This is a genomic window from Colwellia sp. BRX10-9 (genome assembly GCF_014077405.1).
Classification (GTDB): domain Bacteria; phylum Pseudomonadota; class Gammaproteobacteria; order Enterobacterales; family Alteromonadaceae; genus Colwellia_A.
The window spans coordinates 23,745-36,537 of the sequence record NZ_JACGVV010000027.1; the positions used below are offsets into that span (position 1 = coordinate 23,745).

A 12,793-nucleotide genomic window follows, 5' to 3' on the forward strand; every position below is an offset into this window, starting at 1 on the left:
TTGCTCGATTCTACTGCAATAATGCCTTGGGTGAAAAGCCTTAAGTTAATATTTAGGGCAATTGTTCTATTTTTTAATTATTGGAGCTTGTTTTTCAAGGAAGAAGTGCCGCTGAGTCCCCGAGATCACTCACCTTTACGGTAATTAAATTTTACTCAAGGCTATTTTTTGATATAGTAAACGATAGCTATCGTATTAAGATACATGAAATTAGGTTGTAGTCTGTTGAAAAACATAAAAAAATTCTATTTACAGTTACCAAAACCGCATAGGGTAATTATTAGCTCATTCAGCATAATTGTGTTGTTGTTACTCCTTATTCCTTCGGAAAAGGCAACAGCCAGTCGTCAATTGACAGATACGTCACTAGAAATAGGTAAACGTTACGCATTAGCTTTACCTGAAGTTGAAGATATCTCCTTAGACACGCCTGCTAGCAATATCGAATCATCAATAAATAAAGAAAATATAACGGCACCTATTAACAGTGAAGAAGAGACACTAACCTGGAAAAAAGCAAAAGTACGCAGTGGTGACTCTCTTGCCAAAGTATTTAAACGCCTTGGCTATAGCGCGAGAACAACATACGACGTGAGCTCAGCAAAAGGTGACTACAGTAAATTATTGAAAAAAATTAATGTTGGTGATGTCTTTCATATAGGCCAAAACGCAGCAGGAGAGCTAGCAGTACTGACCTACTCTTTATCAAAAACAGAAACCTTATATGTAAAACTAATTGATGATGGCAGTTACCAATCAAGTAAAGAAACCAAAACGGTAGAAATTCGAGAAACTATTGCCCACGGTGTTATAAAAAGTAATTTTTGGAATGCTGGTATTGAATCAGGTTTAAACGATGCACAAATAATTAACCTTGCTAATATTTTTGGTTGGGATATCGATTTTGCCTTAGATATTCGTGAAGGGGATAGTTTTCATGTTGTTTTTGAAAATCGATATGTCGATGGCGATCATATAGGTACAGGTAAGATTCTTGCCGCTGAATTTATTAATAAAGATGATCCTTTTCAAGCCATTCGCTTTACAGACGGCGAATATTATTCTCCTGATGGCAGAAGTATGCGCAAAGCTTTTTTACGTGCGCCGGTAAACTTTAGGTATATTAGTTCAAATTTCAAACCAAAGCGTTTTCACCCTATTCAAAAGCGCTGGAAAGCTCATCGTGGTACTGATTACCGTGCAAATAAAGGTACACCTGTTGTAGCTGCAGGTAATGGGAAAGTGACCCATTCAACCTATAACAAATATAATGGTAATTACGTATTTATTCAGCATGGTAATGGCATTGAGACTAAATATTTACACTTTTCAAAACGAAATGTTAAAAAAGGGCAACGGGTAAAGCAAGGTGACGTTATTGGTTATGTCGGCTCAACTGGCATGTCAGAAGCATCACATTTACATTATGAATTTTTACTTAATGGCGTACACCGTAATCCAAGAACGGTAAAGTTACCTGATGCTAAACCCATTAATAAGAAATATGCTGCTGAGTTTTCGGTATTATCAAGCCAACGCTTAATGGAACTTTCAGGCTCTAGACAAGCTTTGTTGGCGATGCAGACGCATTAACCCTCTTTAGCCCAATAATAATTAGCGAGTATAAATGACAAAAGCTACGTTTTATATTGGGTTAATGTCTGGCACTAGTGCTGATGGCATTGACTTAGCCCTTGTTGACTTTACTAGTGGAAGTGCCGAACTAGTTGCTAGTTATTATCAAGCATATGACAATGTCACTCGACAAAAAATCACTGAGCTTTATCTACCCAATCATAACGAAATAGACAGAGCCTTTTCACTTGATATTACTCTTGCCCATCAATTTAGTGAGGCAATAAGTACACTATTAGACAAAGAAAACTTAGTAGCTGCTGATATTATTGCTATTGGTAATCACGGTCAAACCATTCGACATCGCCCAACTCAAAGCTCTGCTATTGAAGCGCCTTTTACTTTACAAATAGGCTGCAATCAAACGTTAGCGGTATTAACCGGCATTAGAGTTATTGGTGACTTTAGAACAAAAGATATTGCCTTAGGTGGACAAGGTGCTCCTTTAGTCCCTGCATTTCACCAATTCTTATTACCTGCCACTGAAAAAGAAACTTTTTTAGTGAATATAGGCGGCATAGCTAATATCACTTTTTTGCCTAAAAAAAACTCGTCTAAAAGTGTATTAGGCTTTGATACCGGCCCAGGGAACGCTCTTTTAGATGCATGGTGCTTTGAACACTCAGGAAAGAGATTTGACAATAACGGCGACTGGGGAAGCTCTGGAACGATTAACCAAGCACTATTAATACAGTTACTAAGTGATGACTACTTTTTGTTATCAGCCCCCAAAAGTACAGGCCGTGAATATTTTACCTTGCAATGGTTAGCGCCCTTTCTCACCCCATTACAAATAAGCGCTGTCGACGTACAAGCAACCCTCACCGCCTTAACTGCTTGTTCTATAGCCGCCGACATTAAAAAAACATCAAATTCAGCAGATGTATATTTATGCGGAGGAGGAATCGATAATAATTTTTGTTATAAGCTTATAAAGCAAGAGCTTAACAACTTCAAGGTTAATAAGGTACATTCACTAAAGCTGAATAATAACGCACTTGAAGCAATGGCATTTGCTTGGCTCGCATTCGCTTATGACAAAAAAATCTATGGAAATATCCCAGCAGTAACAGGGGCTAGAAAGTCAACAGTACTCGGCTGTGAGTTTTTTGCCTAATTCACTCTAGACCTAAGTAACTTTATCTTTATAATAAAATATTACCTGTTTAAGTAAATATGCTCATTTAGCAGATTAATTGAACTAAACAATCTATTGTAAATCTAAATAACATAGGGTTTATTTATCAATGTCAACACAGCAATTTAGGCGAGGAGGTTCAATGGAATTTCATGATATTCATATTGGTATGAAATGCGGTAGTAAAAAAGGTAGTGGTACAGTCACCTGGATTGACGGTTCAACGCGCACTATTTATATGGCAAATACAGAAGAAAACAATAGCTTTGAAGTGGACTTTGAAGAAATCATAGAAGACCCTCAAGCACATAATAATACTGACGCCTATTATTAATCACTATGGTGACCCATTACATAAAATAAAAAGCCTCTTTTTTAAAGAGGCTTTTTATTCGATAATAAACCTTTATTTCAATAGGTTAACCGCCAACCTTCAAATTGGGTAAGTTAGTATTTGCAATCGTCGATAATACAAGTGAGACCATAAAAAAGAAGAATGTTGTTGCCCCTATCGTCGCTCCAAACACCTCATCATTGTTCTCTGAAAACGTTAAAACTCCGCCAAAAACCACGGCAAGCATAAAACAAATAATGCCAGTAACCTTAGCCAATTTTTGTAAAAAACCTTTTTTAGTTTGTGTTAACTCTGTAGTTATTTCTTTGCTTGTGCAATTTTCGCTATTTTTATGTGCTGACATCGTAGAACTCTCCTCAATGATCAATAACCGTATAATAAAACAACACGTTGATCATAATTAAACACCGCCATTTTTTGTTAAATATAACGGCTAAATATTACATTTTAAATTGTGATAATTGCTGATTAAGCTCGTAAGCTAACTCGAGTAACTGTTCACTTATCTCTTTACCACGTATCGCATCTTTACTTGATTTTTCTGCAACGTCACTAATATTGACAACATTGACATTAATTTCGTCAGCCGCTAAATTTTGTTGCTGTGCTGCACTAGCAATTTGTGTGTTTAAATCATCAAGCTCTGTTATTTGCGACGTTATTTCCACTAATAAACTGGCTACATTCGTTACATCTTCTGCCTTTTCATTTGCCTGCTGACTAACATCATTCATAGAGTTAACCGCATTACTGGCATCGACTTGTAATCCCCTAATCGTTAACTGGATTTGGTCAATAGACTCTCTGGTACGCGTGGCTAATGAGCGCACTTCATCGGCAACCACTGCAAAGCCTCGCCCTTGCTCTCCGGCTCTTGCTGCTTCAATAGCGGCATTCAATGCCAATAAGTTGGTTTGTTCGGCAATACTGGTTATTACTTCTAAAACACCTCCTACTTCATGAGTTTTATCGCTTAATGCAGCTATCATAGCGGTATTATCAATTACTTTATCACGCAATAAACCAATGCCATCTTTAGCATTTTCAACTAATTCCAAGCCTTGCGTTGCTTTTTCTCGTACCGACAGTGAATTCTCAGCGGCGGTTTGAGTATTACGATGTACTTCACTCGCAGATGTATCTAGTTCATTAATTGCAGCGGCTACAGAGTCGGTGCCGTTCTTTTGTTCAAGCACAGCCGCACGCATTAAATTAGATATTTCATCAACACTTTTTGCTGAATCAATTAATTTGTCTGTTGTTGATGAGATGGATAAAAAACTTGTTCTAAATTTTTGCATCATGCTATTCAATGCCACACTTACTGCACCTAATTCATCATCATGATGTACTTTGATTTCTTTGTTCAAATCTAAATTATGTTCTACATCGTTAATGGTTTTTCTAAGTCGTTTGAGGCGACTAAAAATCAATTTTTTTATGGTTAAACTTAATAACCAAAAACTAACAACAGTGATAACTAACTGTAGGATCGCTGCTTGAGTTATAGAACTCATAATTTGCTGGTCAACTTTAGACAGATCATAGGTCACCTTTACCGCGCCTAATATTTCATTTTCTTTGACTTGATGACAGGTTAAACAGTTAGTGCCACGGTAATCTGAACTGGCACGAATAGGCGAAATAAAACTCATCATTCGCTTACCGTCACGTTCAAAAACATCAAACGCTTTAGTGCCGTTTATACCTTGTTGTTCAAAATTACCGACCGCTTTTTGATCAGCAAAACCGTCACCAAAAATAGCCGTTAAAGCAGGCGCTCGAATAATACGTGCCTCAACAATTTCATCTTGGCTCTGTATTTTATTTTGTATTAACTGACGATTTACTATTGTCCCGGTTAACATCATAGTATTTACAGAGTCAAAATAATTAAGTGCTAAACTTTCTAGGTTACGTTCAACAAAATTTTCACTGAGCTCTTTTTCATCATAATAAAAGAATATGACTGTGGTACTTAAGAACGCTATTGCGATAAGTACTAATGCAGCATTAATCTTTACTGCCAATGATAGTGTAGAAAACATTGTGTTCATGAACCCGATAGTTAAAAGTCATTAAAGTGTAAATTATTATCATAATAAAACTTTGATTTACTTTAACAATCGAGCATATATTTTTATCTATTTATAATAAAACCAACCATTTTATAACTCATCTCTTTACTTATTTATTATCTTCATAGATCGAGGGCAATTGTAGAAATGGAATAAAGATGGAAACCGTTAAATACAATCGGAAACTGGAATTATTAAGTTTAAGCGCAGTATCTGCCACAAAGCGGTCTAAATTTACGAATAAAAATCATCCTTCGTAACGATCTCTTTGATACGAAACCGGACGTTAGCCTTGGCTTATCTAGCGACAAGAGAACCGATGAAAATCAGCCCTGCGTTAGATAATAGAATTGTTCTAAATTTCATCAGGAATCTATAAAGTCAAAAATTCTAATTTGATTAGAAAATACCAAAGCGGACATTAAATTAATATGATTTTAGGTATTAAATTCTATGGCGCTTCGGGGCACTAAGCGTATATGGATTTGATCTGATTTAGATTGCTTATTAATGTTTTAAAAATCAGGTGTTCATTTGAAATTTCATTGTAAATCAATTTGTTCCTTGTGATTAATAATCAATGTGATATATTTTTTGTGACTAAAAAAAGAACACATTGGAATTGTGTAGCTTTTTAAATGGAATATCAAACATGCATAGGGTTAAGGATGAATAGCAACAATTGTGAAATTAGTCACGTTCGTGAGTATTAGTCGTTAGTCTTTTAAGTTAGAAGTAAATGCATTTTGTTGTTCCAATAATTTAATTATAACAACAGGTAAGTTAAATGATTGATAGAACAAAAAAAACAAACTACATCCGTTTAAAAACGTTTACATTAAACATAGTTAAACTTGTGATGACACTCACTTTTAGCTTTGTATTCACAATTAGTATAGTGTCGGCTAATGAAGTAATAAAAAAGGATAAAGGAACACGTATAGAGCAAAGAAATGCCATCAAAAAAATTGGTAACCTCAGTAAATTAAAGTTTAACGCACATGGCATGCCATCAAATATCGAAGGTGAATTAGGTTATTACAACCCAGCGACACACGATAAAGATATTAATAAGTTAATTAAAAATATTGGCGCTATATATCATCTACAAGCTAACCAGTCTTTTAAAATAAGAAGAGTTAATAACTCATCAACGGGTTATCATACTCGGCTAGACTTATATGTAAATCACATAAAAGTAGAGGGTGCTGAATTCATTATTCATACCGACAACAATAATAATATTTATGCTATCAATGGTAATGTTATTTCTTCTGAAAATTTGGCCATTCAAGCTTCAATCACTCAACAGCAAGCGCTTAATGCATCATTAGATATATTAAGTGATAACAAAAATATAAATATCCTAGATCAGCCCAAGTTAATTTATGTGGTTGATGCTTTAGGGGGTGCTCATTTGTCATGGTTATCTTTAATTGAATATAAGGATAATAATGGTAGTCAATACCTTGATAAGATTTATATTGATGCCACAAATGCTCAATTTATCATGCGAACACCTCAAATTCATAACGCTTTAGATAGAGAAATACGCAGTGCTGGCAATCAAGATATCCCTTTAGGAACAACAACTCTTATCTCTGAGGGAGGCTCATCTTCAGACACTACCGCTATGGATGTCTATGAACATCTAAAAACAACGTATGATTATTTTAATAATAAACAGGGTATTGACTCTTTTGATGATAATGGCACAAGCCTAAAAGCGACTATTCATTATGTAGTAAGTGATGTAGGACAGCCAGATGAAAAAAATATTGGCCGTTGGGATTCAAACAATAAAAGGTTCCTCTTTGGTGATGGGGATGACAGCCTGTTTTCTTCTTTAGGACGTTCTTTAGATATTGTCGCCCATGAATATACTCATGGAGTATCGAATGAAATAGGCCCGACATTTATCTATCAACAGGGTGCTAACGGTAAATTTATTGGTGAGTCAGGAGGAGTAAGCGAAGCTCTTAGTGATGTTTTTGCTACAGCTGTTGATATTTTTAAAAACGGTCAAACAAGCAATACTTGGCTCCTTGCTGAAGATGTATGGAAACCAGCCGTTAGTGGTGATGCCATGCGGTATATGAATAACCCTACTAAAGATAATAATTCATTAGATTTTTATTTAGACCTCACTTCTAATACTGAGGTCCATGATAGCTCAGGCATAATCAACCTTGCTTATTACTTGTTGGTCAATGGCGGTTTTCATCCACAAGGACGAACCAGTCACCCTGTAGAAACGGGGGTTGGCCATACAAAAGCAGAAAACATCTTCTTTCAAGCACTTACCCAATACATGACTAGCGCTGAAACCTTTATAGATGCGATGGAACATACGGCAAGAGTTGCCCTACAAGTACACGGTAATAATTCAAATGAACACAAAGCGGTTTGTGCTGCATGGAGTGTGGTTGGTATACCTAATGACAGCTCGGTTTATTGCGCTAGCAGCCTGCCAAACAAAACAACTTGGCTTAATAAAAGTTACTCTTGTTCAAATGGTGGGGCATTAATTAATACTTCTTGGGGAATTGTTAATGGCAGTTTAGCTTCAGGAGAGTTTTATCAGCTTGAACACCGTAATGGAAAATACGGTGTTTGGGCAAAAATATTACCCTATAGCCAATCAACAAGTCACAGTGAAATTTATTTTAGTGGTTTGCAATATTTTAAAGCAAGAGTCTGTAACCATATGGGTGACTGTGGCACAGCAACGTCAACTTTAGTAAATGCTAGTTGTGGTGGCGGTGGTGGCGATTTGTAATAAATTAAGCTCAGGTGTTGTTAGAGTATAATAATTACCAATATCATCTGAGCGTACAATAAACGGTTGACTTAAAATTAAACTAATTGAGATATAAAATGAAAATTAACAATCTTTTGATACTTGTAATTATCTGTTTTATTAACGCTTGTCAGGGTGATTCAGAAGAAAAAGCAGAGCCAATAGCTGAACAAAAATATTTACTGGCTGTGACCTATGATAACTATGCATGGGGGGCAAGTCATGCAGGGATTTTTGTTGATATTGAAGGCAACTTTTATCATTATTATCATGATAAAGGGGATAATGATGGTTACCTTTCAGTAAATGAAGTGGCAGAGCAGTCAGAAATAGAACTCACTAAAGTGATGGGGGGCGCTGGGACTTTACTTGAAACTTTAGATATTGAAGTTATCAAGGAAATTAAAAGTATTGCCAGTCGGGTGACTTCTCATAATTTTACTGAGTCGCAGCAACGTTGTCATGATTCTGGAAGTATACGTTTTTTTAGCTTTTATTTTAATATAAACACTCAAATGTATACTCCAACTCTACTAGAGAAAACTGGTGGATTGGCACAAGTTAATCTTTCACCTTCTGCAAAAGAATTAGTGAATTGGCTGGACACTAAATCAAGTGAATATCAGTTAGGTCTTAATTCAGATGATTGCAGTTATATACCTGAAGATTAATATTATACGACTTTACTTTTGTGAAAATTCTTATAACTCTATAGCACTTTTGGGGATATATGACCTTAAAGTTAACAATCTAATTTCGGTGCATCCAAGATGATTCTAATGTCCGCTTTTGAAATTGGGAACATAATTGTACGTTCAATATTAAGTGAATTTTAGAGTACAAATAAATAAAATTTGTTGTAGTAGCTCAGACCAGTTCTGCCGTTAGTAACTCAAAAGCTAACTTCCGCTTTTGGCTAGTAGTTGCCCTAAAGAATAAACAGGAGTTAACGTCAACAATGCCGACTTTCCTGACTGTAATACTAAAATATAATCATAATAAGAAACAGACAGTTCGCGTTTGAATAGATCTGATAAGGCGTCTTTTTTGTTGCAGAAAACTTTATAAAGCATCTAATGAAAACATACCAACAGAATCTACTTTTAGCCAAAGCATCAACAGATAAACAACGTTACCAGCAGGTTTGCCTGAGCGCTAACAAAACTTAACTTGACGTCACATTATATTAAAGCCAGTGCTCTTCCATCTTGAATTGAAAGTATTGTTAATCTTAAGGTTTGCTTGTTCAAATAGATCAGCCGTTAGTGATGATAAGTTTAAGATGTTTGTAGCAGAATTCATTCGATGTCTCTTTTGGCTTTTTACGTTGTCTAGTTAACAAGTATTTACCACATTGAGACATCAACTTATTTAAAATCATCATCTTATTATCATTGTTTTATTGTATTTGAATCCCGAAACTTGAGTTGATTTTATACAAAAATGTTTAGTTGTTATTTTAAACTTATCATACGACCTTTTTACGTTGCTCTGCTAATCCCATGGCGAGTATAAAAGGGTTTTCCTTTTGCTGCGCTATAAAATTAGCTTTGCTTTGTAAATTAAGCCAATGATGGCTGATCAAACTCTGCGCTACTGCGCCACCTAAGGTAGCACCTGGGCCCAGAATAATAAGCTTATCGGGCGCAAACTCTTTAATGGCTACCTCTATCGCTTTTGAAAAGTTATAAGGTTCTACCACTTGTGTATTAAGCGTGTAGTTATGTAATTGCTCAACATCGCAACTATAAGGTTGCCACACTTGCCCTAAGCCATCAATTAACGGTATTTCAGGGGCATTAAACAGTTGTGCTGGCAATAGTTCCACCGCCCGCTTTGAAACATCACTTAGCAGCGGCGTATGAAAAGCAGCATGGTTAAATAAATTCATTGGATAACGGTCTTGTACCACCGGTAGTAACGCTTCTAACGCTTTCAAACCGGCCTTGTTACCACCAAATACTATATAACCACCTAAATTAATCGAGACATAAACTTCACATTCACTTTGTTGATTTGCTTGTGCTAACCATTGCATAACCTTGTGTTCTTGCTCTCGCTCAATATTCCACTCATCGTTAATAATTGGATATATCATTTGTCCGCCAATCACACCTTTTGTCATCATTGAGCCCATGGTATTAATTAGCTTAATAGCTTGTTTGGGCTTTAATGCGCCAGCAACCGCTAATGCTATATACCAACCCATGGAGTTGCCAGTAACCGCGACAATGTCGAACTCGTCTTTATTAATGGCTTGATAATCTGATAACGCACAAGCATAAATAAGTGCCGAAGCATTTTCACCGGCTGTATGGGTACGCATGCTGTAATTTTCCATACCATCAAGTTCAGAAACTTTCATTTGCCCTTGGCTGTCGCGAAAATCATCAATTAGAGAAACTATTTCGGTTTTATCGCTATGCAAACGCTGTAAATATCCTAGTTCTTCTTTATTGTAGGTACCTCGGCCAGGGCAAATAACTACCGCTCTTTGCTTTTTCTTATTCATGGCTTTTACTAGTGCTTTATCGGTATTTTTTATTGACGAACTCATTGGCAAATCTCCTTCGCAGCATCGACAATATTATTAACCGATGGTAATACCTCATAGGCTGCAGCGCCTAGAGGAATAAAGCTATCACTGGCGGTAACGCGTTTTATTTTAGGACACTCACTTGTTTTCTCATGAATTAAAGTCACTAGCGCTTCACTAATTGAGCCCGTTTGACGACATTCATCAACAATAAGCACATGCTCACAATCATTCACTTGCGCCAAAATACCTTTTTCATCTAATGGTGCTAACCAACGTAAATCAACAACACGTGCATCAATTCCCTGCGCTGCTAATTTTGCTTGTGCTTGGCGCGATAAGTAATTGCCATTGCCATACGTTAAAATACACAGTTTTTTACCTGAGCCAGCAACCTTAACGCCTAAATCGATACTGCTGTCTGCCAATTCAGGAGGCTGATATTCAAAGGTCCATAAACCATCACCTTCTTGGTGTAGGTCTTTCGCCATGTACAACGCTATTGGCTCTAAAAATATCACCATACGTTGTTGCTCTTGCGCTAAACGCACACTGGCGCGCATCATTTCAACTGCATCGGCACCATTTGACGGACAAGCGATGATTAATCCTGGAATATCGCGAAAAACGGCAAAAGAGTTATCATTATGAAAATGACCACCAAAACCTTTTTGGTAGGCCAAACCCGCAATGCGGATCACCATGGGATTAGTAAATTGCCCATTTGAGAAAAACGGTAATGTCGCCGCTTCGCCACGAATTTGATCTTCAGCGTTGTGCACATAAGCTAAAAATTGAATTTCAGGGATAGGTAAAAAACCGTTGTGCGCCAAACCAATAGCGGTACCTAAAATCGTTTGCTCATCTAACAAGGTATTAATCACCCGGCTTTTGCCAAAACGTTCACATAACTTTGCAGTAACGTTATAAACGCCGCCTTTTTTGCCAATATCTTCACCGCACATAACAATACTAGGATATTCAGCCATCAAGTCCATCAATGCCCAGTTAATCAATTTTGCTAAATGCTGTTTTTTAGGTAGGTTATGTTTCTCATGTTTAAAAATTTCTGCGCGAGTTTTATCGCTAACTAACACCGAGCTTCGTGCTTTAGTAACGTTAGGTATAATGCTTGCCATTACGGCATCAGCACTGGTCAGTTTTTCCTTGCTAGCGGCATTTTCAGCAATAACCTCAATGCGCTTTTCAACGTCTTGATAAATATCGATTAGCTCTTCAGTCGTTAAAATATTGTTTTCTAAGATAATGCGCGCGGTGTGTAATAAAGGATCTTGAAACTCTGTTGCCGTAATGTCAGCCATATCACGGTAAACAAACTCAGCATCAGAGCCCGCATGCCCCAAAATACGCACAGTGCGGATATGTAAAAACACGGGTTTACGCAATTCTCGAGCAATTCGCTCTGCTTCTTTTGCGGTTTTATAGGTATCTAAAATATTTAAGCCATCACAATAGAGGTAAGTTAAGCCGGCTCTATTTTCATAATTAGCGGCGATCCAGCCTGCCGGTGTAGCCGTTGAAATACCAATACCATTATCTTCACAGACAAAAACAATTGGCATAGGTATAGACTGATAAGCTGCCCAAGCTGTGCTGTTAATTGCCCCTTGTGTAGTGGAGTGATTCGATGAAGCATCACCAAAGTTACAAATAATGACGCCATCGTCTGGGATCTCACCTTTATGCGCTAAACGTTTTGCTAACGGAATGCTATATGCAGCGCCCATCGCTTTAGGCAAATGCGACGCTATGGTACTTGTTTGTGGTGGAATAGAGAGCGCTTTACTACCAAGCACTTTATGACGACCGCCAGAGATAGGGTCATCTTTTGATGCAGCAAATGACAATAGCATGTCATATAAAATCGTTTGTCCTGGTACTTGCTTACTTCGCTGAATAACAAACGCACCGCTGCGATAATGCAAAAATGCCATATCTGTCGGACGAAATGCCTTAGCATAAGCAGCATTACCCTCATGACCTGAGCTACCAATAGTATAAAAACTTTGACCTTTTTTCTGCATCACACGTGATTGCAAATCAAGGTGGCGACTCATTACTTGGGTTTCAAATAGATCAATAACTTCAGCTGAACTTAATCCAACATCACTAGGAGTTAAAGCACAAGTTGATTCAGGCAAAGTTTGGGCGCGAACAAAGTTAATAAAGTTTTCTTTCACCAGCTGATTACGATCAGACATGATATCTCCACGGGGAATTATTATTATTA

Annotated in this window: 9 protein-coding genes; 5 read left to right on the plus strand and 4 right to left on the minus strand. The window is 37.0% G+C overall.

The features are described from left to right. Positions 1 to 204 precede the first annotated feature (204 nt). From H4J69_RS14645 to H4J69_RS14655, 3 genes are all read left to right on the plus strand, one after another. Positions 205 to 1,593 (plus strand): OapA family protein, encoded by a 1,389-nt coding sequence (locus H4J69_RS14645; RefSeq protein WP_182216757.1) that lies wholly within the window; start codon positions 205 to 207, stop codon positions 1,591 to 1,593. Positions 1,594 to 1,627: 34 nt separating this feature from the next. Then, positions 1,628 to 2,752, plus strand: coding sequence for an anhydro-N-acetylmuramic acid kinase (locus tag H4J69_RS14650; protein WP_182244777.1), 1,125 nt, complete (start codon positions 1,628 to 1,630; stop codon positions 2,750 to 2,752). A 163-nt stretch (positions 2,753 to 2,915) separates the two neighbouring features. Then, positions 2,916 to 3,107: a hypothetical protein gene (locus H4J69_RS14655; protein ID WP_070375607.1), complete on the plus strand. Its 192-nt coding sequence runs from the start codon at positions 2,916 to 2,918 to the stop codon at positions 3,105 to 3,107. Between the two features lie 85 nt (positions 3,108 to 3,192). Here the strand turns inward: H4J69_RS14655 and H4J69_RS14660 are convergent, their stop codons facing one another. Beyond that, a complete protein-coding gene (locus tag H4J69_RS14660; RefSeq protein ID WP_182244775.1) occupies positions 3,193 to 3,471 on the minus strand; it encodes a hypothetical protein in 279 nt (92 codons plus the stop codon). 97 nt (positions 3,472 to 3,568) lie between these two features. Beyond that, a complete protein-coding gene (locus H4J69_RS14665; protein ID WP_182216751.1) occupies positions 3,569 to 5,176 on the minus strand; it encodes a methyl-accepting chemotaxis protein in 1,608 nt (535 codons plus the stop codon). An 817-nt stretch (positions 5,177 to 5,993) separates the two neighbouring features. On the opposite strand from H4J69_RS14665, the gene H4J69_RS14670 reads away from it, so the two are divergent. Together H4J69_RS14670 and H4J69_RS14675 are read left to right on the plus strand one after the other, a co-directional pair. Next, entirely contained in the window at positions 5,994 to 7,985 is a 1,992-nt protein-coding gene (locus H4J69_RS14670; RefSeq protein ID WP_182244771.1) for a M4 family metallopeptidase, read from the plus strand. A 98-nt stretch (positions 7,986 to 8,083) separates the two neighbouring features. Continuing rightward, positions 8,084 to 8,677: a hypothetical protein gene (locus tag H4J69_RS14675; RefSeq protein WP_182216747.1), complete on the plus strand. Its 594-nt coding sequence runs from the start codon at positions 8,084 to 8,086 to the stop codon at positions 8,675 to 8,677. A 797-nt stretch (positions 8,678 to 9,474) separates the two neighbouring features. Here H4J69_RS14675 and H4J69_RS14680 read toward each other — a convergent pair. Then, positions 9,475 to 10,563, minus strand: a complete 1,089-nt coding sequence (locus tag H4J69_RS14680; RefSeq protein ID WP_182251978.1) for an ACP S-malonyltransferase — start codon at positions 10,561 to 10,563, stop codon at positions 9,475 to 9,477. Continuing rightward, positions 10,560 to 12,764, minus strand: coding sequence for an alpha-ketoacid dehydrogenase subunit alpha/beta (locus H4J69_RS14685; RefSeq protein ID WP_182244768.1), 2,205 nt, complete (start codon positions 12,762 to 12,764; stop codon positions 10,560 to 10,562). The genes H4J69_RS14680 and H4J69_RS14685 overlap by 4 nt, the downstream gene beginning before the upstream one ends. Positions 12,765 to 12,793 lie beyond the last annotated feature (29 nt).

What these genes read in the sequence shown, in the direction of transcription:
- H4J69_RS14645 (WP_182216757.1), top strand. Translation starts at nt 205, where the DNA reads ATGAAATTAGGTTGTAGTCTGTTGAAAAACATAAAAAAATTCTATTTA.
- H4J69_RS14650 (WP_182244777.1), top strand. Translation starts at nt 1,628, where the DNA reads ATGACAAAAGCTACGTTTTATATTGGGTTAATGTCTGGCACTAGTGCT.
- H4J69_RS14655 (WP_070375607.1), top strand. Translation starts at nt 2,916, where the DNA reads ATGGAATTTCATGATATTCATATTGGTATGAAATGCGGTAGTAAAAAA.
- H4J69_RS14660 (WP_182244775.1), bottom strand. Translation starts at nt 3,471, where the DNA reads ATGTCAGCACATAAAAATAGCGAAAATTGCACAAGCAAAGAAATAACT.
- H4J69_RS14665 (WP_182216751.1), bottom strand. Translation starts at nt 5,176, where the DNA reads ATGTTTTCTACACTATCATTGGCAGTAAAGATTAATGCTGCATTAGTA.
- H4J69_RS14670 (WP_182244771.1), top strand. Translation starts at nt 5,994, where the DNA reads ATGATTGATAGAACAAAAAAAACAAACTACATCCGTTTAAAAACGTTT.
- H4J69_RS14675 (WP_182216747.1), top strand. Translation starts at nt 8,084, where the DNA reads ATGAAAATTAACAATCTTTTGATACTTGTAATTATCTGTTTTATTAAC.
- H4J69_RS14680 (WP_182251978.1), bottom strand. Translation starts at nt 10,563, where the DNA reads ATGAGTTCGTCAATAAAAAATACCGATAAAGCACTAGTAAAAGCCATG.
- H4J69_RS14685 (WP_182244768.1), bottom strand. Translation starts at nt 12,764, where the DNA reads ATGTCTGATCGTAATCAGCTGGTGAAAGAAAACTTTATTAACTTTGTT.